Source organism: Microbacterium resistens (assembly GCF_031456305.1).
GTDB classification, from domain to species: Bacteria; Actinomycetota; Actinomycetes; order Actinomycetales; family Microbacteriaceae; genus Microbacterium; species Microbacterium resistens_A.
In genome coordinates, this window is the sequence record NZ_JAVDUM010000003.1 from 164,751 (window position 1) to 188,968 (window position 24,218).

21 protein-coding genes are annotated in these 24,218 nt (G+C 72.3%); 9 read left to right on the plus strand and 12 right to left on the minus strand.

Going from position 1 to position 24,218, the window contains the following annotated elements; translation table 11 throughout:
- Positions 1-50 precede the first annotated feature (50 nt).
- Entirely contained in the window at positions 51-1,055 is a 1,005-nt protein-coding gene (gene galE, locus J2Y69_RS04635; RefSeq protein WP_310018056.1) for a UDP-glucose 4-epimerase GalE, read from the plus strand.
- Positions 1,056-1,064: 9 nt separating this feature from the next.
- Here the strand turns inward: galE and J2Y69_RS04640 are convergent, their stop codons facing one another.
- On the minus strand, positions 1,065-2,366 hold the full coding sequence (locus J2Y69_RS04640; RefSeq protein ID WP_310018058.1) for an O-antigen ligase family protein: 1,302 nt from the start codon (positions 2,364-2,366) through the stop codon (positions 1,065-1,067).
- Positions 2,363-3,778 (minus strand): O-antigen ligase family protein, encoded by a 1,416-nt coding sequence (locus J2Y69_RS04645; RefSeq protein ID WP_310018060.1) that lies wholly within the window; start codon positions 3,776-3,778, stop codon positions 2,363-2,365. Before J2Y69_RS04645 ends, J2Y69_RS04640 begins: the two co-directional genes overlap by 4 nt.
- Positions 3,779-3,823: 45 nt before the next feature.
- On the opposite strand from J2Y69_RS04645, the gene manA reads away from it, so the two are divergent.
- The 4 genes from manA (at position 3,824) to J2Y69_RS04665 (ending at position 10,247) form a co-directional block, all read left to right on the plus strand.
- A complete protein-coding gene (gene manA, locus J2Y69_RS04650) occupies positions 3,824-4,948 on the plus strand; it encodes a mannose-6-phosphate isomerase, class I (RefSeq protein WP_310018062.1) in 1,125 nt (374 codons plus the stop codon).
- A 168-nt stretch (positions 4,949-5,116) separates the two neighbouring features.
- On the plus strand, positions 5,117-5,434 hold the full coding sequence (locus J2Y69_RS04655; RefSeq protein WP_310018063.1) for a WhiB family transcriptional regulator: 318 nt from the start codon (positions 5,117-5,119) through the stop codon (positions 5,432-5,434).
- A gap of 86 nt (positions 5,435-5,520) precedes the next feature.
- Positions 5,521-8,856 carry a glycosyltransferase gene (locus J2Y69_RS04660; RefSeq protein ID WP_310018065.1) on the plus strand — a complete coding sequence of 1,112 codons (3,336 nt, stop codon included), beginning with the start codon at positions 5,521-5,523 and terminating at the stop codon, positions 8,854-8,856.
- On the plus strand, positions 8,853-10,247 hold the full coding sequence (locus J2Y69_RS04665; RefSeq protein WP_310018066.1) for a DUF5719 family protein: 1,395 nt from the start codon (positions 8,853-8,855) through the stop codon (positions 10,245-10,247). The genes J2Y69_RS04660 and J2Y69_RS04665 overlap by 4 nt, the downstream gene beginning before the upstream one ends.
- On the opposite strand, the gene J2Y69_RS04670 is transcribed toward J2Y69_RS04665, so the two are convergent.
- A complete protein-coding gene (locus J2Y69_RS04670; protein WP_310018068.1) occupies positions 10,241-10,684 on the minus strand; it encodes a hypothetical protein in 444 nt (147 codons plus the stop codon). The two genes, J2Y69_RS04665 and J2Y69_RS04670, sit on opposite strands and share 7 nt — an antisense overlap.
- Positions 10,685-10,755: 71 nt before the next feature.
- On the opposite strand from J2Y69_RS04670, the gene J2Y69_RS04675 reads away from it, so the two are divergent.
- On the plus strand, positions 10,756-10,962 hold the full coding sequence (locus J2Y69_RS04675) for a DUF3499 family protein (protein WP_310018069.1): 207 nt from the start codon (positions 10,756-10,758) through the stop codon (positions 10,960-10,962).
- 30 nt (positions 10,963-10,992) lie between these two features.
- Here J2Y69_RS04675 and J2Y69_RS04680 read toward each other — a convergent pair whose 3' ends face one another.
- Positions 10,993-11,799, minus strand: coding sequence for an RDD family protein (locus tag J2Y69_RS04680; protein WP_310018070.1), 807 nt, complete (start codon positions 11,797-11,799; stop codon positions 10,993-10,995).
- A 16-nt stretch (positions 11,800-11,815) separates the two neighbouring features.
- Between J2Y69_RS04680 and J2Y69_RS04685 the strand changes: the two genes are divergently transcribed.
- The gene (locus J2Y69_RS04685; protein ID WP_310018071.1) at positions 11,816-12,808 is read left to right on the plus strand and encodes a stage II sporulation protein M; all 993 of its coding nucleotides are present in this window, start codon (positions 11,816-11,818) and stop codon (positions 12,806-12,808) included.
- A 160-nt stretch (positions 12,809-12,968) separates the two neighbouring features.
- Here the strand turns inward: J2Y69_RS04685 and aqpZ are convergent, their stop codons facing one another.
- The 8 genes from aqpZ to J2Y69_RS04725 form a co-directional block, all read right to left on the minus strand.
- Positions 12,969-13,739: an aquaporin Z gene (gene aqpZ / locus J2Y69_RS04690; RefSeq protein ID WP_310018072.1), complete on the minus strand. Its 771-nt coding sequence runs from the start codon at positions 13,737-13,739 to the stop codon at positions 12,969-12,971.
- A 165-nt stretch (positions 13,740-13,904) separates the two neighbouring features.
- The gene (locus J2Y69_RS04695) at positions 13,905-15,365 is read right to left on the minus strand and encodes a catalase (RefSeq protein WP_310018073.1); all 1,461 of its coding nucleotides are present in this window, start codon (positions 15,363-15,365) and stop codon (positions 13,905-13,907) included.
- Entirely contained in the window at positions 15,362-15,805 is a 444-nt protein-coding gene (locus J2Y69_RS04700) for a Fur family transcriptional regulator (protein ID WP_310018074.1), read from the minus strand. The genes J2Y69_RS04695 and J2Y69_RS04700 overlap by 4 nt, the downstream gene beginning before the upstream one ends.
- A 181-nt stretch (positions 15,806-15,986) precedes the next feature.
- Positions 15,987-17,294 carry a DUF58 domain-containing protein gene (locus J2Y69_RS04705; RefSeq protein WP_310018075.1) on the minus strand — a complete coding sequence of 436 codons (1,308 nt, stop codon included), beginning with the start codon at positions 17,292-17,294 and terminating at the stop codon, positions 15,987-15,989.
- Positions 17,295-18,218 (minus strand): AAA family ATPase, encoded by a 924-nt coding sequence (locus J2Y69_RS04710; protein WP_310018316.1) that lies wholly within the window; start codon positions 18,216-18,218, stop codon positions 17,295-17,297.
- 176 nt (positions 18,219-18,394) lie between these two features.
- Positions 18,395-19,615: a DUF4350 domain-containing protein gene (locus J2Y69_RS04715; protein ID WP_310018076.1), complete on the minus strand. Its 1,221-nt coding sequence runs from the start codon at positions 19,613-19,615 to the stop codon at positions 18,395-18,397.
- A complete protein-coding gene (locus J2Y69_RS04720) occupies positions 19,612-20,244 on the minus strand; it encodes a DUF4129 domain-containing protein (protein WP_310018077.1) in 633 nt (210 codons plus the stop codon). Before J2Y69_RS04720 ends, J2Y69_RS04715 begins: the two co-directional genes overlap by 4 nt.
- A gap of 5 nt (positions 20,245-20,249) precedes the next feature.
- Positions 20,250-21,656: a glycerophosphoryl diester phosphodiesterase membrane domain-containing protein gene (locus J2Y69_RS04725; protein WP_310018078.1), complete on the minus strand. Its 1,407-nt coding sequence runs from the start codon at positions 21,654-21,656 to the stop codon at positions 20,250-20,252.
- 193 nt (positions 21,657-21,849) lie between these two features.
- Here J2Y69_RS04725 and mtrA point away from each other — a divergent pair, with 193 nt between their 5' ends.
- The gene (gene mtrA / locus J2Y69_RS04730; RefSeq protein ID WP_310018079.1) at positions 21,850-22,530 is read left to right on the plus strand and encodes an MtrAB system response regulator MtrA; all 681 of its coding nucleotides are present in this window, start codon (positions 21,850-21,852) and stop codon (positions 22,528-22,530) included.
- Between the two features lie 6 nt (positions 22,531-22,536).
- On the plus strand, positions 22,537-24,216 hold the full coding sequence (gene mtrB / locus J2Y69_RS04735) for an MtrAB system histidine kinase MtrB (protein WP_310018080.1): 1,680 nt from the start codon (positions 22,537-22,539) through the stop codon (positions 24,214-24,216).
- Positions 24,217-24,218: the final 2 nt, after the last annotated feature.

Consider the following 24,218-nt stretch of genomic DNA (forward strand, 5'->3'; position numbering starts at 1 on the left):
GCCGCGCGCGGCTCCGTGCGTGCTCGGCGGAGTCGTCTATGCTTGCCCCGATGAAGGTGCTGATCACGGGCGGAGCCGGCTACATCGGCGCGACGATCGCGAACGCCTGTGCGGATGCCGGGATCACGCCCCTCATCATCGATGACCTCTCCGCCGGCCGACGCTCCTTCGGGGAGCTGCACACGTTCTACCAGGGGGACATCGCCGACGGTGACCTCCTGCGGCGGATCGTGGCCGAGCACCCCGACCTCCACTGCGTCGTGCACTGCGCGGCGAGGATCGTCGTGGAGGAGTCCGTGCAGGACCCTCTCGGCTACTACGACGCCAACGTCGCGAAGTCGATCGAGATGCTGCACCACCTCACCGCCGCAGGCGTCCGGCGGTTCGTCTTCAGCTCGTCCGCCGCGATCTATCGGGGCGACGACGGCGGCGGGATCGACGAGAGCGGCGAGATCGCTCCGACCAATCCGTACGGCGCGGGGAAGGCCATGGTCGAGAGGGTCCTCGAGGACGCGGCGACCGCGGGGATCCTGCGCGCGATCAGCCTGCGCTACTTCAACCCGATCGGCGCGGATCCGACTCTGCGCACCGGGCAGCAGAAGCGCAATCCCGCGCATGCGCTCGGGCGCATCATGCGCGCGCACGCCGACGGCGAGGCGTTCACGATCACCGGGACGGACTGGCCGACGCGCGACGGCTCGGGGCTGCGCGACTACATCCATGTCCAGGATCTCGCGGAGGCCCATGTGGCCGCGGTGCTCCGGTTCGATGAGGCGACCGCGGAGCAGCCTGCCATCGCCATCAACATCGGCACGGGCGACGGCGTCACGGTCCGGGAGCTCGTCGCGGCCTATGAGCGGGTCACCGGAGAGCGCCTCCTCACCGTCGAGGCGCCGCGGCGCCCGGGGGATCAGGCCGGCGGCCACGCGAACGTGGAGAAGGCAGGCTCCCTCCTCGGCTGGTCCTCCCGCCTCACCGTCGACGAGGGGATCAGGGACGCGATCGCGTGGGCTGTGCGTCTCGATGCCACCCCTCCGGGGAGCGCCCGCGGCTGAGGCCGTCGGTCACCGCTGCGTCGGCAGCGTCGGCATCGAGCCGGTCTGGGCGGCGTCGATGTTCTCGCGCCAGGAGCGCGACTGTCCGGCGCGGAGCGCGCACAGCACCAGCAGGAACCAGCCCGCGTCGGAGAGCGTGAAGCTCTCGAACATCGAGTCGACGGCGAGCGTCACCAGGACCAGCGGCGTCCAGGCGTACACGATCGAGCGGCGGATGCTCGCGACCAGCCAGGAGCGCACGAGGGCCACGCCGCCGAGGAGCAGGAACAGCGCCAGACCGGCGGCGCCGACCTGGAGCAGCGTGTCGAAGTAGGCGTTGAGACCTGCGCGGTGATGATCGGCGGTCAGGAAGTTGATCGCGTTGAACGGGTAGTCCGAGCGGGTCCAGGGACCGAACCAGCCCCAGCCGTGGACGGGGCGGGACCTCCAGTAGTCGAGCATCACGTTCCACAGCGTCACCCTCGTGCTGAAGTCGGAACCGGCGTTGAGGACGGCGATGATCCGGTGCCGGAACACGAACGCCACGACCAGGCCCGCCGCCACCAGCCCGCCGAGCGCCCACTGCATCGCGGTACGGCGCTCCGGCCGGGTGTGGCGCACCAGGGCGAGCGCGAGGCTCGCGGCCCCGACCGCCATCGCCAGCACGATGACCGTGGGGGAGTCCGAGAAGAGGGCGAGGGTGACGGCGAGCACGATCGAGGGGATCGCCACGGGGGTGGCGACCGACTGCGAGCGCCACTCGACCACGAAGGTGATGAGCGCGACAATCGCCACGAAGCCGAGCATGTTGCGACTGCCGAACAGGCCCTGCGCGGGCCCGCCCTCAGCGATGTTGCCCTGGACGCCCAGGAACGCGATGGGCATGTCGATGAGGATGCCGGAGAGGATCTCCACCGCGAGCGACGCCGCCAGCAGGATCCGCAGCGCGTCCCCCAGGGCGCGCACGGTCTGCAGGGTGTCGCGGATGTGGCCGATCGTGACGGCGAGGAAGGCGAAGCCGATCAAGGCTGCCCAGCTGCGCAGGGTCTGGGCGTTGTCCGTGGACCACAGGGAGCTCGCCAGCGTCCAGGCGAGGAAGACGAGCAGGGTCGACGGCGCGAGCCGCAGGATCGAGAGCTCCTCCCGGCGGACGTAGAGGATCCCGGCGCCGATCACGCACAGCACCGTCACGATCGTGACCAGGGTGTTGGTGTGGGAGAGCCGCGCGACCGTGAAGGATCCGAACACGGTCAGCAGGACCACGAGCGTGAACGCCCGCGCCATCTCCACGGACGCGAGCAGCCGTGCCAGCCCGTGCCGTGCAGAGGTCACGGAGCCCGCCTCGCCGGGGTCCCTGTCTCGACGGTGCGGTCCCGCTCGCTGAGGCCGCGGCCCACCAGCGGCACCGCCTTCATCTTGAAGGAGAGCAGGACGACGAGCATCCAGCCCCACAGCATGATGGGCCCGGACTCGACGAGCCCCTGCACCAGGAGCATCGTGGTCACGAGGATCGGGAGCAGGGCGATCGCGGCGTAGGGGCGCTCCTCGCGCAGATCCCAGCGGGGGCGGTCCACGGCGAAGAACCAGGCCCGCCAGGTCATCGCCAGGAACGCGACGGCCATCAGCGCGACCCCGATCGCGCCGAGCTGGAGGAAGACGTCGAGCCACATCTCGTGTGCGTGGAAGACGGTGATGCCGTGGTCGATGATCCAGCCGTCGAAGGCGGGGTCCCACGGCACCCAGGGCGAGGAGAAGCCGTTCCCGGCGATCGGCCGCTCGGCCCCCCGTGCGGCGACCTCGCCCCAGATGCCGAGGCGCCCGGTGAGGTCCGAGCTGCGGCCGAGGGCGCCGAAGACCGCATCCCGGCCGAACCACAGCGCGGCAGCGCCCAGGAGGCCGAGGCCGCCGAACGCGACGTACAGGCGGGTGCGTTCGCCGGGCCGCCGGGTGCGGCGCATGAGCAGCGTCATGACCAGGACGACGGCGACCGCCGCGGCGCACGCGTAGGCGGTCGCCGAGGAGGCGCGGAGGAGCAGGAACGCCGCGACGATCAGCCAGCCGATCAGGGCTCCGCGGCGGCGCACCCGGGCGACGAACAGCACGCCGAACACGATGAGCGCGAGCACGCAGAGGAAGGCGAGGGTGTTCGCGTTCCCGACGATGCCCTGAAGCCGCCCGCCGTCGAAGAGGTTGCCGCGGACCCAGTACCACTGCGGGTCGATCTTTCCCGTGGGGACGCTCGCGAAGTTCGGCAGCAGCGGCGTCCCCCGCAACGACACCCACAGCTCGAGCGCGAGCGAGAGGCCGAGGATCCACTTAAGGGCGGAGGAGAGGGAGCGCACGATCTCCTGCCAGCTGAGGGCGGAGGCCGCGAAGAGCGCGACCACCGTCACCCCGGCCTGCAGGACCCATGTGATCGCGGTGGCCTGCGGCCAGCGGGACCAGAGCAGAGAGAGGAGCGCGAAGGCGACGTATGCGAGCGCCACCCAGGGCAGCCGCCGCCAGGGGAAGCGGGTCGGGCGGCCGCGGACGACGCCAGGGATCGCGGTCGCGAGGGCGCCGATGAGCAGGACCCCCAGGACGACGCCGGCGCCCGGCGCCCCGAACAGGTTGAACACCGCGGTGTGGGCGAGCACGGCGAACATCGTCAGCGTGATCTGCCCGCGCAGCAGCAGCCGCCCCGTGGACTCGCGCGCCGGCGGTGTCGGCGGGGGGGCGACCGGGATTCGGGAACGCTGCGCCATCGTGGATCAGGCTACCCTGCGCCGTCCTTCTCCTACGCTGGAGGCATGCTGCATGAGCTCTCGAACACGCCGCGCGACTACGCCTGGGGATCCACGACCCTTCTCGCCGCCCTCGAAGGGCGGTCGGCGACCGGGGCGCCCGAGGCCGAGGTCTGGTACGGGGACCACGGCGGCGACCCGGCCGATCTCGGCGACGGGCGGACCCTCGACGCGCTGACGGGCGGGACGCTCCCATATCTGCTGAAGCTCCTCGCCGCCGACGCGCCCCTCTCCATCCAGGTGCACCCCACCCGCGCTCAGGCCCAGGAGGGCTATGCCCGCGAGGACGCGCTCGCGGCGGACGACCCCGCCCGCAACTATCGCGACGACAACCACAAGCCGGAGCTGATCGTCGCCCTGAGCGACCGCTTCGAGGCGCTCTGCGGGCTGCGCGACCCCGAGGCGACCAGGCGGATCGTGGCGGGACTCGGCTCCTCGGCGGGGGTGGAGCGCCTGCGCACCCTGCTCGACGGCGCCGATGACCCGCTCCGTGCCGTGCTCCGATGGACGCTCGCCGAGGCGACGCCGGAGGAGATCGACGATGTGATCTCCGCCGTGGCCGAGGGAGCCGCCTCGACGGGCGATGGGACGCTCGGGCTCGTCGCCCGGATCGCGGAGCGGAATCCGGGCGATCCCGGTGTCGTCGTCGCCCTGCTGATGAACCGGGTGGTCCTGTCCCGCGGGGAGGCGGTGTTCCTGCGCGCCGGCCTTCTGCACGCGTACGTCGGCGGTCTCGGCGTGGAGATCATGGCGGCCAGCGACAACGTGCTCCGCGGCGGGCTGACCCCCAAGCACATCGACGTCGCCGAGCTCCTCGCCGTCGTCGACACCGTCGCGGGGGACGTCCCCGTGATTCGGGAGGAGCGGGACGCCGTCGTGCAGGAGTACCCGGTCCCGGTCCCGGACTTCGCGCTCCGGCGGGTCCGGCTCGCCGGGGAGATCGACCTGGAGGTGCGGGGCCCCGCGATCGTCCTCGCGACGGCGGGCTCGGTCAGCGTGTCAGGGCGGGACGCCGTCCCGCACCGTGTCCGGGTCGGCGCGGCGGTCTACGCGACCCCCGATGAGGGTCGGATCCTGCTCACGGGCGAGGGGGAGGCGTTCGTGGCGGAGCCGGGCTCGCCGCGCGGGTGAGACCGGTGCGACACGCCGTGTCGCGACACGCCGATGCGGCCCTTGAAGCTTCAATCCACGCTTGAGGGTTTACGATCCGCGACTTGACCGGGGCGAATCACACGGGTGTAATTAGTTGTGCACGCGGCCCGCGATGCGACCAGGGGGGCCGGAAGGGGAGGGCAAGACATGACCGGATACCGTTCCGAGGTCCCCGAGGACTGGTACGTCGATCCGGTGAACCTCGGTGTCCCCGGCGTTCGCCGCCCCTCCGCGGAGGAGGAGAACGCGCTCGCCTGGCAGACCGATGCGCTGTGCGCGCAGACGGACCCCGAGGCGTTCTTCCCGGAGAAGGGCGGATCCACCCGTGACGCCAAGCGGATCTGCACATCCTGCGATGTGCGCGGCGAGTGCCTCGAGTACGCGCTGAACAACGACGAGCGCTTCGGGATCTGGGGCGGCCTGTCCGAGCGTGAGCGCCGCAAGCTGAAGCGCCGAGCCAGCTGAGAGCGGCCGACAGGGCGCGGATGAATCCTCGACGCGCCCGTCCGCAACCGGCGAAGGCGCCCCTCGCCGCTTAGGCTGACCACGTCATGCCTGCCCGAGTACACGCCATCCTCGTCACCCGATCGAGTGCGCCCTCCGTCGCGCGGGTGCAGCGTGCCCTCGACGCGCTCTCCGCGCAGACCCTGCCCCCGGACGCGCTCACCATCGTCGTGCGCGGCTCGTCCGCGCCGTTCCGCGGGAGCGCGGCCGTGGCGGCAGCTGCCGAGGCCGTCGTCGAGACCAGGGCGAACGCCACGCTCGCCGCCGCCGTCGCGCTGGCGGCTCCACGGCTGCAGAACGGCTCCTCGGCGTGGATCCTCACCGACGAGACCGTCCCGGAGCCGGAGGCGCTGGAACACCTCGTCGGAGCGCTCGAGCGCTCGCCGTCGGCCGCGCTCGCCGCCCCCAAGCTCATCGACGCCGAGGACTCGACCAGGATCGTCTCCTTCGGGCAGAGCATGACCCGATACGGCCGTGCGATCGACCCGGCTCGCGGGGAGCTCGACCAGGGGCAGCACGACGGGCAGGACGACGCTCTCGGCGCCGATGTCCGCGGCGTGCTGATCCGTGCGGAGAACCGCGAGGCGCTGCGCCCGGATCCGGGGCTCGGCGGCGCCGACGAGGGGCTGGACCTCGGTGTCCGTGCGCGCCTCTCGGGCGGTCGCGTCGTGCTCACCGCGACCGCGCGCGTCGCGGTGGTCGGGCACACGGACGAGACGACGGCCGGCTACGCCTTCGCCGCGCGAAGGGCGCAGCTGCATCGTCGGCTGAGCTATGCGCCCGCCCTCGCCGTCCCCTTCCACTGGCTCTCCCTCCTCCCGCTCGCGCTGTGGCGCTCGATCACCCATCTGATCGGGAAGCGCCCGGCCGCCGTCGCGCCGGAATGGGGCGCCGCGGCCGTCTCGATGGTGAGCGGCGGGGCCGTCGCACAGTCCCGTCGGGGCATCCGTGCCGGGCGGACCGCATCATGGGCGAGCATCGCGCCGTTGCGCGTGACCAGGACGCAGCTCCGCCAGCGCCTCGACGACGGGCACGGCGCCGAGGGTGGAGCCGTGCAGGAGCTCGGGTTCTTCTCCGGCGGCGGCGCCTGGGCGGTCCTGGCCGCGCTCATCGTGAGCGTGGTCTCGTTCACCGCGCTGCTGGCGTGGCCGGCCCTCGGCGGCGGTGCGCTCCTTCCGATGCGCCAGACCGTCGCCGCGCTCTGGCGCGACGCCGCCTACGGCATGAGAGGTCTCGGCGTCGACGTGTTCGGCCCCGCCGATCCCTTCGCCGGCGTGCTCGCCGTCCTCGGGTCGCTGTGGCCCGCCGCGCCCTCGTTCGCCCTCGTCCTGCTCTGGGTCGCAGCCCTCCCGCTGGCGGCGCTGGGCGGCTGGTTCGCCGCGACGAGGCTCACGGATCGTCCGGCGCTGCGCATCTTCGCCGCCGCGGCCTGGGCGCTGGCGCCGACGTTCGTCATCGCGCTCGCACAGGGCCGTCCCGCCGCGGTCATCGCCCATCTGCTCCTGCCCTGGCTGTTCTTCGCGGCCGTGGTCGCGCATCGGTCCTGGGGCGCCGCCGGCGCCGCATCTCTGCTGGCCGCGGCCGTGCTCGCGTGCGCGCCGTCCCTCGCCCCGGCGCTCGTGCTCCTCTGGCTCCTGGCGATCGTGATCCTCCTCGCCCGGCGCTCGGTGCGCGGGGCCGTCCGGATGCTCTGGACCCTGATCCCGGCGGCGGTGGTCTTCGCCCCGCTCGTGATGTGGCAGATCGCCAACGGCAGCCCCTGGTCCCTCCTCGCGGACCCCGGGGCGATCTCCGTCCTTCCGCAGGCCGGCGCGGACGCGGCCGGCCGTCTCGCCCTGGCCTCGGGCATCCCCACCGCGGACGACGCGGGATGGGCGGCCATGCTGGGGACGCCTGCGCCCTGGGTCCCGTGGCTCCTCGCGCCGCTGGGGATCCTCGCGCTGCTCGCCCCGGTCGCCCCTCGGTGGAGCGCCGGAATCCTCTCCGTCGTCGTCGCCGCGACGGGACTCGCCACCGCCTTCGCCGCGGTCGGGGTCGTCGTGAGCTTCACCCAGTCCCAGGCGGTCGCGATCTGGCCGGGGACGGCCCTGAGCCTCGCCTGGATCGGCGCGGTCGGCGCGGCGCTGGTGACGCTGGACAGCGTGCTGACCCTCGTGGTGCTGCGTCGTGTGGCCGCGATCGTCGTCGCCCTCGCGATCGCGGTCTGCGCGGTGCCGTCGCTCACCGCCGTCGCCAGGGACGCCTCGACGCTGACCAACGGGCCGCTCAGCACCCTCCCCGCCTATGTGAACGCGCAGGCCAGGGATGACCGGGACCTCGGAACCCTCGTGCTCACGCCGCAGCAGGACGGCGGCCTCGGCACCCAGGTGGTGTGGGGGGCGAGCGCGACCCTCGGCGCACAGGCGACGATCCTGAGCACCGCGACGACACCCCGCGACGACGGCGTCGCCGAGCTGACGGTGGACCTGATCTCCGCGCGCGACTTCGACGCGCCTGGCGCGCTCTCCCAGCTCGGCATCCGCTACGTCCTCCTCGACTCCACGCAGGGCGAGGAGAGCGACGCGGCACGAGATCGCCGGTTCGGCGCGGTGACCGCCCTCGACCAGCGCGCGGGCTTCGTCCGCGTCGGTGAGACCGCGAAGGGCGTGCTCTGGCGTCTGGAGGCGGAGCCTGCGCCGCGTGCGGAGCCGGGCATGGCCCAGCACAACACGGCGCGCCTGTTCATCGTCCTCGAGCTCGTCGTCCTCCTCGCCGCGCTGCTGCTGGCGATCCCGACCAGGGCGTCGCGTCGCGCCGCCCGCGGGCTTCCCCGTGCCGTCGGGCTCGTCGCCGAGCGCGAGCCCCGGGCGCCGCGGGAGCGGACGAGGCCCGAGAAGCCGGCCAAGGCGCCGAAGGGCGGGACGGGGCGGAAGCCTCGTCGCGACGAGGGCAAGGCGAAGCCGGACGCCGCCGACGCTGCGTCCTCGGCCAATGGTGCGGGCTCGGCCAATGTCGCGGCCAGTGTCGTGGCCGGTGGTGCGGCTGCCGGTGCGGCCGTGATCGCGACTGGCACGGCCGTCGATGAGGCCGGCACGGGAGAGGCCTCTGAGACGGCACAGCCGCGAGAGGCCTCTGAGACGTCTCCGGTGACCCCTGATGTGTCGCCGGAGTCCCCGGCCGCGCAGGAGGCTCACAAGGTCCCTCAGGAGGAGGCCGCTCAGAGCGATGCCCCTCAGGACGAGACCCCGCAGGGCGAGGTCGCTCAGGACGGGACTCCGCAGGACGAGGCCCCGCAGGACGAGACGCCGCAGACGTCCGGATCGACCGGGGAGGATGCGTCGCCCGATGAGGGTGATCGTCACCGGGAAGACGGCGTCGACCGGGAGAAGGAGGGCGACCGATGACGAAGCCGACCGCCGTGCGCGTCGCCGCAACGGGAGCACGGCTCATCGGAGGCCTTCTGGTCTCCGCTGCCTGCGTCGCCGGAGTGGTCGTCGCCGTTCCCGCAGCCATCCCGGGGATCGTGCACGAACCCGCGCGGACCTCGATCACGCCCGTCCCCGGAGACACCCTGCTGACCTGCGCCGGCCCGTTCCGCGCCCTCGGCCGCGATGCGCAGAACGCCGGTCAGATGACCGTCGCCGGCGCTCCGGCCCTCACCGCTGGTGCCGCGGCCGGCTCGAGCATCCAGCCGTCCGAGCTGGCGATCGCCGACGTCGCCGATGCCACGACCGCACCGATGTATGTCGCACCTCCCTCGGATCGGGCGGTCGCCCAGGCCGCCGCCGCCTCCTCGCTGACGATCGCCGCGGACGACCTGTCCGGGTTCGCCGCCGCCGCATGCCGGCCGGCGAGCATGCAGTCATGGATCGTGGGCGGGGCGGGCGCTGCCGGCTCCAACGACATCCTGCTGATCGCGAACCCCGGCCAGGTCCCGGCGACGGTCTCCTTCACGTTCTACGGGCAGCAGGGCGAGAAGCGGAGCAGCGACCTCATCGTCCCGCCGAAGACCCAGCGTTCCCTGCCGCTGGCGGCGGGTGCCGCGGGGGAGACGAGCCCCGTGGTCCAGATCACATCGAGCGGGTCCCCGGTGCGGGCGGCCCTCCAGTCGAGCCTGATCCGCACGCTCGACCCCGCGGGGATCGACCTCCAGGACGGTATCGCGCATGCGGAGACGTCCCAGGCGCTGCTCGGCGTCCGCGTCGTGCTGCCCGCAACGGGGGAGGGCGTCTCGACGCTCGTCCGGCTGCTGGCGCCGAGCGCCGACGGGACCGTGCGGCTCCAGGCGCGCAATGCCGACGGGGGCGCGACCGTCGGTGAGGAGAAGACCGTCTCGCTCACCGCCGGGCAGCCCGCGGAGGTCGACATGTCGGGCCTCAAGCCCGGGTTCTACAGCATCGATGTCACCTCGACGACGCCGGTCGTGGCGGGTGCCTGGCAGACCACGAGCCTCGGCAAGGGCGCCGACTTCGCCTGGATGACGCCCGCGCCCGAGATCAGCTCGGCGACGACCTTCGCCGTGGCCGAGGGGCCGCAGCCGCAGCTGCAGGTGCGCAACGCGGGTGCGGTGGAGGCACGGGTGACGCTCACCCCGACCGGTGGCGGGACCCCGCAGCAGCTCACGGTGCCGGCGGACGGCTCGACGATCGCGAACGTCACCGCGGGGACCGTCTACACGCTGGAGACGGATCAGCCCGTCCGAGCCGCTCTCGGCTACCTGGGCACGGGGCAGATCGCCGGCTACCCGGTGTGGCCCGCCCTCACGACGTCCCCCGAGATCGCCGTCTATCAGTGATCGCGGTGGCCTGACGGCCCCAGATCCCAGGGATCCCTGCCCGAGTACTCCGCCGCGGCGCGGAACACGGCACCCTCGATCGCGATGCGGCGGTGCAGATCGTCGTCGTGCCCCGGGACGAGGAGCCGTTCGATGGGCACGCGGTACAGGGTGATCCGGCGCCCGGCGGCGTCGACGTGCCACCGGGGCATGCCATCGGAGTCCTCCGAGGAGGGCATCGCGGCGATGTCGAAGCGGACGTCCCTGAGCTCCGGCCAGGTCGCGCGGAGGAACTCCACGGCCGTGCTCACGGAGAGGTCGAACCGGTCCAGGCGCCCCTCCAGCGGGGGCAGCGGCGGGCGGACCACAGCGCTGCGTCCGAGGCGTCCGTGACGACCGTGACGGGCGCCGCGCCGAGGGGCGACGACGTCCGGCGGGGGCTGCCGACGACGGTGCATGCCGTCAGTCTAGGCGCATCGCCGCGCGGCGTCCGTGCCCGCTCTCTTGCCGCGCCTAGGCTGACGACGATATGTACGGACGACTCTGCTCCAAGGTCGGCTGCGCGCGTGAGGCCGTGGCCACTCTCACCTACGACTACGGCGATCAGATGGCCGCTCTGGGCCCGCTCGGTGCGGAGAGCGATCTCCATGCGCACGACCTCTGCGCGGTCCACACGGATCGCCTGTCGGTGCCTGCCGGCTGGATCGTGATCCGGCACGAGACGCTCCGGGCCTGACCCCGGACGGACGCCCGGCGAGGGCGGCGCTCAGACGCGGATGCGCGTGCGGGTGAGCTTCTCCGCACGCGCATCCGTGATCCGCAGTGCGCGCGTCTCGCGTTCGCGGCGCAGGGTGGTCGCGGCCACCAGGATCATCTCGTCCGGCGCCGCGGGGATCGGCGAGATATAGGCACGGGCCTCGCCCAGGAGATCGGCCGCCACGCGCTGCCGCGCCTGGGGGAGCATGCGGTCCGCATGCTGGAGGAACTGCGAGATGCGGCGGGCGAGCCGATCCGGCATGCGCGCGACGTCCGCGATCAGCGCCCAGTCCGCCAGCATCGGCGGCATCACCGGTGCGTGGACGGCGAGCCGAGGGGTCCGCACCCGCTGGCTGTACGTCCCGGCGAGCAGGTCGCCCAGCCGCTGAGACCGCGCGGAGAACGCTCCGGTGAGGATCGCGATCGCTCCGAAGGTCATGTAGATCTCCAGTATGCCGACGAGGGCGCGGATGACGGCGTGGCGGAACCCGGTCGCGCCACCGTCGATCCGGACGATCCGGCCACCGACCGCGAGTTTCCCCAGGCTCCGGCCGTGGGTGGCGACCTCGATCGTGCAGGGCAGGACCACGAAGGCGATGACGGCGGACAGGACCGTCAGGATGCGGTTGATGGCGAGATCGGCGATGAGCCCGTCCGTCCAGAGGCGGACGAGCACGAAGGCGATCATGACGGCGACCGAGAGGAGCACGTCGATCAGTGCGCCCAGCACCCGGAGGAAGAACCCGACCGGCTGGACGTCGATCGCCACGGCCTCGCCGGAGAGCATCTCGTCATCGGCGGTCGGGCGATCGGACATGAGTACAGTAAATCAGGTGGATGCCGATGCCCTGGCCGATGCCCGCCGTGCCGAGTGGGAGCGGCTCGACGCGCTCTCCCGCGCACGGCTCGACGGCGCGGGGGTGGACGAGCTCATCCTGCGCTACCGCGCCGCCTCCGCGGACCTCGCGGATCTGAAGACCTCGGTGGGGAGCTCGCCGCAGAGCGCCCACGTCTCGACGATCCTCGCCCGCGCGCGGTTGCGGCTGACCGGGGCCGGGGACAACGTGCTCGCGCAGACCGGACGCTTCTTCGCCCTGCAACTGCCCGCCGCGCTGTACCGCGTGCGCTGGACGACTCTGGTCGTCGCCCTCGTGACCCTCGCGATCATCGCCGGGATGGCGGCGTGGATCAGCTCAGACCCGGCGTTGGTCGCGACCCTCGGCCCCGCCGATCTCCTCGCCCAGTACGCCGAGGAGGATTTCACGGGCTACTACACCGAGAACCCGGCGGCGGTGTTCGCCGGCATGGTCTGGACGAACAACGCCTGGATCACCGCGCAGTGCGTGGTGTTCGGGGTGACCGGGATCTGGCCCGTGTACATCATCGTGCAGAACGCCGTGGGCCTCGGGATCTCGGCAGCCGTCATGTTCTCGCACGGTCGCGGCGACGTGATGGTGCTCTATCTGCTCCCGCACGGTCTCCTGGAGCTCACCTGCGTCTTCGTCGCGGCCGCCGCGGGGCTGCACGTGTTCTGGGCGTGGGTCGCGCCAGGGGCGCGCACCCGGAGCGCCTCTCTCGCCGCCGAGGGTCGATCGCTGGCGACGATCGCGCTGGGGCTCGTCTTCGCCCTCGCCCTCGCCGGGCTCATCGAGGGTTTCGTCACGGGGTGGTCCCTGCCGTGGCCGATCAAGATCGGGATCGGCGTTGCCGCCCTCGCGATCTTCCTGGTCTACATGATCGTCATCGGGGGGCGTGCCGCCCGTCGGGGAGAGACCGGGGACCTCGTCGAGTTCGACGCGGGCACGCCCACCCTCGCCGCGTCCTGACCCCTGACTGATCTCGCGCCGCCAGTTCCTGCTCCCGCGCCCGAAATCTGCTTCGCGCTGCATGTCTCTGCTCGCGCTGCGCAGATTTCCGGCGCGGGAGCGGGAAACCGCAGCGCGACTCGGCAGCGCGACCGGGCAGTGCGGCTTTGAGGAGGGGGCGTTATTCGGCGGCGACGCTCTGGACGCTGCTGTCGAAGAGGGCTCGGTAGGTGAGACCCGCGATGAGCGCCCCGACGATCGGGAAGACGAGGAAGACCCACAGCTGCGACAACGGGCCGATCCCGCCATAGATCGCGGTGGCGATCGATCGGGCGGGGTTCACCGAGGTGTTGTCGACCGGGATGCTGATGAGGTGGATGAGGGTCAGGGTGAGGCCGATCGCGAGCCCGGCGAACCGCGTTCCCCGCACCGGGTGCGTGGTGCCGAGGATCACGAACAGGAAGATCGCGGTCAGCACGACCTCGACGATGATCGCGGCGAACATCCCGAAGCCGCCGGGGGAGTGCGTGTCCCAGCCGTTGCTGGCGAAGCCCGCGTCCTGCGCGCGGGCGAGCCAGCCCTCCGGCCCGAAGGTCCCGACGAGGGTGAGGACGGTGGTGGCCACAGCGCCCCCGACGACCTGGGCGATGATGTAGCCGCCCACGTCCTTCCACGGCATGCGGCCGGCGGCCGCGACGCCGAGCGTCACCGCCGGGTTGAAGTGGCCGCCCGAGAGCGGCCCGAAGGCGTAGGCGCCCACGACGACGGTGAGGCCGAAGGCGAACGCGACGGAGAGGTAGACGGCGGACGCCGTGCCGGGCTCGGTGAAGTGGTTGGACGCGAAGACCGCGGTGCCGACGCCGCCGAAGACGAGCAGGAAGGTGCCGAAGGCCTCGGCGACGAGCTTCGCGCCGGGGGACGGTGCACGCCCGGCGGTGGGGGATTCGCTCATGGGGTCCTCATTCTCTCGATGAATCGGGGGGAGGGATGGCGATGACGGACGGATGTCCGCCGCCCCAATCCTTCAGCGTCCGCCGGGCGCTCGCGAGGGGGCACGCCGGAGGGGGTCGGATGCCGAAGCATCCGACCCCCTCCGGTCCTCAGGAACGGTGCCGCGTCAGGCGCCGACCTTCGCGCGGATCGCGTCGGCGAGTCCTGCGTCCACCTGGCCCCAGTACCAGAAGAAGCGCTCCTGGATCTGGGGGACGGTGAGGCCGGCGTACTGCCCGGCGAGGGTCTCGACGAAGCGCTCGCGCTGCTCGTCGCTGAAGACCTCGCGGTAGAGCGTCCCGGCCTGCCCGAAGTCGTCGTCGTCCGCGCGCAGCGTGTAGGCGGTGCGGACGAGCTCGCCGTCCGACTCCCAGCTCGCCTCGACGCCGCGGGACGGATCGGCCACGGGCCCGCCGGCGGGCCCGTACGAGTTCGGCGTGTACACGCGGTGCTCGGGGCCGTTGAAGTGGTACTGCATCTGGCCCTCGTGCATGTAGTTGCTCACCTCGGCCGCGTGGGGCTGGTTCACCGGGAGCTGGTTGTAGTTCGCACCGATGCGGTAGCGCTGCGCGTCGGCGTAGGCGAACACGCGCGCCATGAGCATCTTGTCCGGCGAGATCCCGGTTCCGGGGACCTGGTTGCCCGGCGAGAAGGCCGCCTGCTCGATCTCGGCGAAGAAGTTGCGCGGGTTCCGGTTCAGCGTGAACGTGCCGACCTTGATGCGCGGGTAGTCCGCCTTCGACCAGGTCTTGGTGAGGTCGAACGGGTTGAAGCGATAGGTCTTCGCCTCCTCGTAGGGCATGATCTGCACGTAGACGTCCCAGGCCGGGAAGTCGCCGCCCTCGATCGCGTCGAACAGGTCGCGGCGGTAGAAGTCCGCGTCCTCCCCGGCGATGCGCGCCGCCTCGTCCGCGAACATCGGCTCGACGCCCTGCCTGCTCATGAAGTGGTACTTCACCCAGAAGCGCTCGCCGGCGGCGTTGACCCACTGGTAGGTGTGCGAGCCGTAGCCGTTGACATGACGCCAGCTGCGCGAGAGCCCGCGGTCGCCCATGAGGTAGGTGACCTGGTGCGCGGACTCCGGCGAGAGCGTCCAGAAGTCCCACTGCATGTCGGCGTTGCGGAGCCCGGAGGCGCCGAGACGCTTCTGCGAGTGGATGAAGTCCGGGAACTTCATGCCGTCCCGAAGGAAGAAGGTGGGGGTGTTGTTGCCGACGATGTCGAGGTTGCCCTCGCCCGTGTAGAAGCGGAGCGCGAAGCCCCGCACATCGCGCCAGGTGTCCGGCGAGCCCTGCTCCCCGGCGACGGACGAGAAGCGGAGGAGGACCTCGGCCTTGGCGCCCGGCTGGAAGACCGCGGCACGGGTGTATGCGGAGACGTCCTCGGTGACCTCGAACTCCCCGAAGGCGCCGCCGCCCTTGGCGTGGGGGTTGCGCTCAGGCACCCGTTCGCGGTTGAACGACGCCAGCTTCTCGACGAGATAGCGATCGTGCAGCGCGGTGATGCCGTCGGCGCCGACCGTGAGCGAGTGTGCGTCGCTCGCGACCGGAGTCCCGGTTTGCGTGGTGGTTGCGGAGGTGTCCGTCATTTCCCATTCCTTTCACATTCGTGGCAGAGGGCTCTGAACGTCACGGTGGCCTCGAGGATGCGCATGCCGTGATCGTGGTTCGGGTGCAGGCAGGGGGCGACGCCGACCGCGCAGGCGACGTCCTCCACCCGGCCGCAGGAGACGCATTGGATGTGGTGATGGTTGTCATCCACGTGCTGCAGCTCGTACAGGGCGCTCGCCGCATCGGGCAGGCTCACCCGCCGGACGATCCCCGCGGCCGTGAGGTCGCCGAGGATGCCGTGCACCGTGGGGAGGGCGATGCCGCTCAGCTCGGTGCGGACGGCCGCGAACACCGTCTCGGCCGAGGCATGGGGCCGGGACCGCAGCGCGGCCATGACCTCCAGCCTCTGCACGGTGACGCGGAGGCCGGCCGCCCGGAGCCGGTCGGCTCCGGTGAGGTCGACATCCGTGAGCGCCATGCATCCAGGGTAACTTATTCTGAATCATTCGGAACAAGAGGATCGGCGCGTCGCCGACCGTGTCGCTCGGTCGGCCCGTTCCATGTCCGTCGGCCCGTTCAGGGATTTCGGGCCGACAGGAGTGGATCGGTCCGACAGAACGGACCCGGTTGGCCGACCGGCGGGCCGGGGCAGGGGCGGATCAGAGCCGGCCGGCGGCCTTGAGCTCGAGATAGCGGTCGGCGATCCGCGGGGGCAGGTCGTCCGGATCCGCGGCCAGGGGCTCTCCTCCGGCACGGCGGATCGCGTCCGAGACGGCGGCGGCGTCGCGGAGGGTTCGCTCGGCCGCGGCGGCGAGATAGATCTCCTCGCGGGTGTCGCGCTCGCGGGCGAGCGACGCGATCGACACGTCGGTCGCGGATCCGACGAGGATCGTCGTCGCGCGGGAGGCGACGGGGAAGGCGCCGAGGAAACCGCGGGCGCTCTCCGGCGCGTCCTGGGAGGTCAGCGCGACGATCAGGGAGGGACGGGTGGTCACCGTCCGCACGGCCGCGAAGGCGGCGCCCCAGTCGGTGTCGACGAGTCTGGCGTGGACGGGCGCCATCGCATCCGACATCGCCGGCAGCAGTCCCGGCCCGTCGACGCCGCTGACCCGTCCGCGGATCACCCGGTCGAACAGGAGCAGGTGCACATGGTCGCCCGCGCGCTGGGCGAGGGCCGCCAGCAGGAGCGACGCCTCGTAGGACGCGTCCAGCCGGGTCCCGTCGCCCACGCGCGCGGCGGCCGTCCTGCCCGTGTCCACGAGGATGACGACATGCCTGTCCCGCTCCGGGCGCCAGGTCCGAAGCATCGTCGTCCCTGCGCGGGCCGTGGCGCGCCAGTCGATCGAGCGCACGTCGTCGCCGCGGACGTACTCGCGCAGCGAGTCGAACTCCGTCCCCTGTCCGCGGACCTGCAGGCTGGTGTTGCCGTCGAGCTCGCGGAGCCGCGCCAGCCGCGACGGCAGATGACGACGCGAGGCGAACGGGGGAAGGACCCGGATCGCGCCGCGGACGCCATGGCGGCCCTGACGCCCGGCGAGGCCGAGGGGGCCGTACGCCCTGATCGCGACGAACGCGCTCTCCAGCTCGCCACGGCGCCTCGGACGCAACGGGATCAGGACGCGACGTCGCTCCCCGGGCGGGACGTCGAGCCGCTCCCGCTGCTCGGGCGCCCCCGCGGTCGGCTGCCAGGCATCGCGGAGCAGACCCCGCAGCCGCCGCGCGCCGATGTTGTGCACGGCCACCGCGACCTCCGTCCGCTCGCCGAGCCGCACGCGTGCCGGCACGTCCCTGGTGATCCGCAGCCGGGCGATGGACGCCGCGAGCAGGACGTCGAGCACGACGAGCAGGGTGCAGGCCAGGAGCCACAGGGGGAGGGTGATCCACGGCGATGTCCCGGCACTCGTGAGCAGCACGACGGGCACGACGCCGAGGGCGACGAGGAGGACGAGACGGCCGGAGAGGAACACCTAGATCGGCACCCGGGTCTGCTGGAGGACGGAGGACAGCACGGCGTCGGCGGAGACGCCCTCCATCTCCGCATCGGGCCGCAGGCGAAGGCGATGGCGCCAGGTCGGCACGAGCATCGTCTGCACGTGGTCGGGCGTGACCGCGGTCGAGCCGTTCAGCCAGGCCCAGGCCTTCGCGGCCGCGAGCAGCGCGGTCGAGGCGCGCGGGCTCGCGCCCAGCTGCACGGACGGCGCCTGGCGCGTGGCCCTCGCGAGGTCCACGACGTAGCCGAGGACGTCGTTGGTCACCTCGACGCCCGCGGCGGCGCGCTGCGCGGCGAGGATCTCCTCCCCGCTGACGACGGGGCGGAGGGAGGTGAGCTCGCGCGGCGAGAAGCCGTCGGCGTGACGGCGCAGCACCGAGACCTCGGCGTCGCGCTCCGGCATCCCCACGACGAGCTTCATGAGGAAGCGGTCCAGCTGCGCCTCCGGCAGCGAGTAGGTGCCCTCGTGCTCGATGGGATTCTGGGTCGCGGCGACGAGGAAGGGATCCGGCAACGGCCTGCTCTCGCCGTCGGAGGAGACCTGACGCTCCTCCATCGCCTCCAGGAGCGCCGCCTGCGTCTTCGGCGGTGTGCGGTTGATCTCGTCCGCGAGCAGGATGTTCGTGAAGACGGGGCCGGGACGGAAGTCGAACTCGCCGGACCGCGCGTCGTAGACCAGGGAGCCGGTGACGTCGCCCGGCATCAGGTCGGGCGTGAACTGCACCCGCTTGGTGTCCAGGCCGAGGGCGCGCGAGAACGCGCGGACCACGAGCGTCTTCGCGACGCCGGGCACACCCTCCAGCAGGACGTGGCCGCGCGCGAGCAGGGCGACCAGGAGCCCGGTGACGGTCCCCGCCTGGCCGACCACGGCCTTGTCAACCTCGGCCCGCACGCGATGCATCGCCTCGCGCAGTGCGGCGTCACCGGCGGGCACCGTGGACTCGGCTTGCGCCGTGGACCCGGCCGGCACCGTGGACTCGCTCCCCGCGCGTTCGGACGCCGCGAGCGTGGCGCGGGTCGGCGGCGCCGCGGGAGGCGGCGGAGCGGGGGCGGCGGGATCCGGGACGACGGGATCGGTCACGGTGTGCTCCTTTCGGTGCGGACGACGTCGTCGACCGCTGTCTCGAGCGCGGCGAGCGCGCGCGCATAGGCGACGAGCTCGGGGTCGGTCTGGGGCAGTGGGCCTGCGAGCAGCTCGCGCACGGAGGCTCGGGTGGCGCGGATCCGGTCGGCCGCGGCATCGGCGATCGTCTGGGGGCCCGCGCCGAGGGCGATGCCGAGCCGCGCGGCGAGACGTGCCGAGACGCCGTCCCGCAGCGCCTCGGCGGCGTGGGGGGCATCGGCGGCCTTGGCGGTGAGGCGGGCGCGTCCCCGCATGGTCTCGGACGCGCGCACCGTGACGGGGAGGGACTCGGTGACGAGAGGGCCGAAGCGGCGCCCGCGCCAGACGGCGCCGGCGACGGCGGCGGCGATCAGCATCAGGATCGCCGGCGTCACCCACGCCGGGGTCAGCGAGCCGAGGGTGTCATCGGGGGCGAGGCCTTCGAGGTCGGAGTCCTCGAAGGACGGCACGTACCAGACGAGCTTCCCGTGCTGTCCGAGGAGCGCGAGCCCCAGCGCGGCGTTGCCGTTCTCCGCGAGATGCTCGTTGGACAGGAGCCGGGAGCCGTCCACGATCGTCCGACGGCGGCCGTCGTCGTCGGAGACCAGGACGGCGCCGGTGCCGTCGTCGCCGAAGCACGCGGTGACGCCGGATGCCGGGGTCAGCTGCTGGCCGGGGTCGATCCGGCCGACCCGGGCGAACTCCGGGAGGGAGCAGGACGCGTCGGCCATCTCCGGTCCGCCGCTCCCGTAGTCGCCGAGGTCCAGCAGGCGCAGCATCCGGGAGCTCACGGTGAGCACGACGGTCGTGCCCGCGACATCGACGAGCTCGCGGACCGCATCGTCGGACAGCGCGTAGGGGTCGGACATCGCCAGGGTCGCGCCGGATCGGGCAGCCGCCGCGGCGGCCGCCCGATCGCGGGTGACGACGACCTCGACGCCCTGCTGCCTCAGGATCTCGGCCAGCGCCTGCGCCCCGGCCGGACCGCGCACCTCGGGGTCGAACCCGCTGCGGATCGCCGGTGCGGTGGCGGCGACCTGCAGCCCGAGGAGCGCCAACCCGATGACGGCGGCGACGATGACCGTCCAGGCGATCGCGCGACGGCCCCGACCCGGCGTGCGGACGATCGTGGCGGCGGACGCGGAATCGGCCGAGGGGGCGGAGGGCGAGGAGGGGGGAGAGGCGGTCGTGGTCATGCCGGCACCGGCTCCAGCCGTGCGCTCTGGAGCCGTGCATCGGTCTCCGCGAGGTCGCGATAGCGGGCCTCGGTGCCGGGGTGGCGCAGGTACCGGACGTCGTCGAAGGAGGCGGCGGCGCGGACGAGGGGGTCGGCGAGCGCGGCGAAGACCTCGCCGCCGTCACGGGCGATCCGCTGCGCGGTGGCGCCGGGAGCGGGGGTGATGAGGTCGCGCTCCACCATCGACCGGGCGACGGCGCGATAGCGCAGCACGATCGCCTCGTCCCAGTCCCCGGCCTTCGCGCTCCTCTCGGCGTCGGCGCGGAGCTGGGCGGCGGTCCTCGCATCGTCGCTCCCGAGCAGATCGATGCGCCGGGGCCGACGGAAGGAGCGTCGCGGTCGGCCCCAGATGATGAGCACCACGACGAGGGCGGCGACCACCACGATGCAGACGATGATCAGGCCGACCGGTCCGAGGTCGGCGGCCGAGCGCGGGTCGAACAGCTGGACGACGAACTCCGCGACGGATCGGGACCACTGGTCGAACAGCGTCGGCCTCGCCTCGGCGTAGGCGGTCTTGGCGAGCTCATCCTCGGCCCAGCGGCGGGCCTCGTCTCCGTCGGGGACGAGCGGGATGGCTCCGAGCATCGGAATCATGCCGGCCCCGAGCCGCCGGATCCCGGCGCCGCCCATCCGCGATCGGGGGCGATCGGCGGCGCCGCATCGGTCGATGTGACGGGAGGCGCAGGATGGACGGGAGCGGCAGGAGGTGCGGCAGGTGCAGGAGGTGCGGGCGCGCGATGCTGCTGATCCGGCGTCGGATAGGGCTGAGCAGGGTACGGCTGGCCGGGAGCGGGGTACGGCTGAGCGGGATACGGCTGGCCCGGGTACTGCGGGGCCGGAACAGGGTACGGCTGGCCGGGGTACGGCTGGCCCTGGGGCGGCGCCGGGTACCGGGGCGCATCCCAGACGGTCTTCGCGAGGGGACGGTACTCCTTCGCGACGGCCCGTGCGGGATCGATGACGAAGGGATCGGCGCCGGCGGGGAGGCCGGCCTGCCGACGCTCCGCGGCGGCCATCAGGTCCTGGTCCAGTCCCTCGTGCCGCATCCGGCAGTCGAGGTAGACCAGGGCGGCGCCCGTGGACTGGACGACGGTCGAGACCGCGTTGACCACCATCACGACGATCTGGGTCAGGAGGATGGGCAGGAGGAAGGTGAGGGCGGCGGCGGAGACGTCGCTCCCGGTCGGCGCGATCAGCGGGGCGACGATCGACATCAGCAGGCTCACCGGCACGCCGACGACCTGGGCCGCGGTGTACATGATCACGCCGATGATGGCGGTGACGCCGAAGGCGACCCAGAAGCGTCCCCTGGTCAGCCGCCAGGAGCGGACGACCGCCTGCCGCAGCGGCTGGTGCTCGAGGACGAGGACGGAGGGGACCAGCAGCAGCTTGGTCCCGAGCCAGACGAGGAGCGGCACGAGCGCGAGGAAGCCGAGGACGGTGCCGACCACTCCGATCGTCATCGCCGCATCGGAGAAGCCGCCGAGGAGGCCGATGCCGCCGACCATGACGAGCCCGATCAGGAGGACGGCGGCGGTCACGGCGACCATCACCAGCAGCGAGTAGCCGATCAGGCGCCAGGCGGCGGGCCGTACCCGCGACCACAGCGCCCGCAGCGTGGCCTTCCCGCCGAGCACCGCCTCGCCGACGTCGGCGGCGACGACGCCCTGCACGAGTGAGGTGAAGGCGGCGGAGCCGAGACCGACGACGAGCCCTGCCACCAGGACGAGGGCGCTGGATCCGATCGCGACCGTCGTGTACTCGTCGGAGCCCATGCGCAGGGTGAACAGCCGGGAGAACGCCGCGAACGTGACCGAGACCAGGACCGCCGAGGTGACCAGCACGACGACGACCTGCATGACCACGGCGAAGCCGAACAGCACCTTCGGGTTGTGCCGCAGCGCGGCGAACGACTTCCCGAGGATCGTGCCGAACCCGAGCGGATGCAGGGGGACGAGCCCCGGGCGCGGGGCGGGTGTCCAGGTCGGTCCGCTCACGTGATCCTCCGGCGCTCGATGTCCTCGGTACATCGTGTCATATGCGCTCGCGGCGGGTCCGGACGGAGAGCGGCGCGCGCGGCGCCCGTGCCCGCCTCCGCGGCTCTCGCGCGGGGTGAAGTACGCTGGGACCGATGCGGGGCCCGGCATTGGTCCGCGCCCGCGCGCGAACGACGAAAGACGATCTCTGCCCATGACCTCACGCATCCTCGTGGTCGACGACGACATTGCGCTCGCCGAGATGATCGGCATCGTCCTGCGCACGGAGGGCTTCGAGCCCGTGTTCTGCGCGGACGGCGCGAAGGCCGTCGACGAATGGCGCGCCCAGCGCCCCGACCTCGTGCTGCTCGACCTCATGCTCCCCGGCATGGACGGCATCGAGATCTGCACCCGCATCCGGTCCGAGTCCGGGGTGCCGATCATCATGCTCACCGCCCGCAGCGACACGGCTGACGTCGTGCGCGGCCTCGAGGTCGGTGCCGACGACTACATCGTCAAGCCCTTCAACCCGAAGGAGCTGGTCGCGCGCATCCGCACCAGGCTCCGGCCGACGCCGCAGTCGGCGAGCGAGGCGCTGCGCATCGGCGATCTCGTGATCGACGTCGACGCGCACGAGGTGCGCCGCAGCGGCGCCCCGATCGCGCTCACCCCGCTGGAGTTCCAGCTCCTCGTCGCCCTCGCCTCCAAGCCTCAGCAGGTGTTCTCGCGCGAGATGCTGCTGGAGCAGGTCTGGGGCTATCACTACAAGGCGGACACGCGCCTGGTGAACGTGCACGTGCAGCGTCTGCGGGCCAAGGTCGAGTTGGATCCGGACAATCCGCGGATCGTCATGACCGTCCGCGGCGTCGGATACCGGGCCGGGAGCGCGGGCTAGGTCGTCATGCCCCCTACGGCGTCCGTCGCACCCCGTACCGCTCAGCTCGGCGACTGGCGCGGGTGGCCGGAGACCTTCTCCGGCAGATGGCGCCGCTCGCTGCGGTTCCGCACGCTCGTCGCGACCCTCGCGCTCACCTCCGTCGCGATCCTCGTCACCTGCGTCGTGATGGCGCTCGCGATCCAGACGAACCTCTGGGAGTCGCGCAAGCAGCAGGCGCTCGATGACGCCCAGCGCGCCGTCGCCGACACCCAGGCGACCCTCTTCTCCGCCTCCGTCGAGAGCGACAGGGCCTCGTTGCAGCGCCTGATGCGCAGCACGGTGGACCGCGTCTCCTCGTCGAGCCGGATCGCGGCGTTCCGGATCGACGACTCGCCGTCGGACGTCGCCCCGTCCGACTTCTACAAGAGCGGCCTGTCCAAGGACGTGCTGTCCGATCAGCTGATCCAGCGCGTGTCCCAGAGCCCGGACCAGCAGTGGTGGCAGCCGCTCGCGCTGACCGACGCCGAGGGGCGGGAGCACGCGGGCATCGTCGTCGGCCAGCAGATCTCCATCCCCGACGCCGGGGCGTACGGGCTCTACATCGCCTACGACCTCTCCGACACCGAGCAGACGCTGCTGCTGGTGCAGAGCAGCCTGTGGGTCTCGGGGGCGGTCCTCGTCGCGATCATCGCGATCATCGCCTGGTTCGCGCTGCGCTCGGTCGTGCAGCCGATCGTCGAGGTCTCGGAGACCAGCGCGAGGTTCGCCGCAGGGGACTTCACCGTACGGCTCCCGGTGCGCGGCGAGGACGAGCTGGCGACCCTCGGCCGCTCGTTCAACGCGATGGCCGACAGCATCGAGGCGCAGATCAAGGAGCTCGGCGAGCTCTCCATGGTGCAGCAGAGGTTCGTCTCCGACGTCTCCCACGAGCTGCGGACGCCGCTGACGACGATCCGGCTGGCGGCGGAGATGCTCAACGACCGGCGCGAGGACTTCGATCCGAGCACCGCCAGGGCCGCGGAGCTGCTCCACGCGCAGGTGCAGCGCTTCGACACGCTGCTCGCCGACCTCCTCGAGATCAGCCGCTACGACGCCGGCTCCGTGCAGCTGGAGAGGGAGGCGACGAGCCTCGCCCACCTCGCGGAGGACCTCATGGACGAGATGACCCCTCTCGCCGCGGGGCACGGCACCGAGCTGCGCTTCGTCGCACCGGGCGGCCACACGCCGGTGGACATGGATCCGCGGCGGGTGCGTCGGATCCTGCGGAACCTGATCGGGAACGCGATCGAGCACGGCGAAGGGCACCCCATCGTGATCACCGTCGACAGCAACCAGCATGCCGTCGCGGTCGGTGTCCGCGACTCCGGCATGGGCATGGCCGCCGCCGACGTCGAGCGCGTCTTCGACCGGTTCTGGCGGGCGGACCCCTCCCGGCAGCGCACGATCGGCGGAACCGGGCTCGGGCTGTCGATCGCGCTCGGCGATGCGCGGCTGCACGGCGGGACGCTCGGGGTGTGGTCCGAGGCGGGGAGCGGCACGAACTTCGTGCTGACGCTGCCCCGCGGGGAGGACGTGCTGTCGGGTCCGTCCCCGGTGCCGCTGGAGCCGCAGGAGGCGCTGGCCGACATCGGCGCGGTCACGGAGCCGATCGGACTGGTGCGCGAGCGGGACGCGGGCCGTCCGGGGCTCGGGGAGGGTCGTTGAGC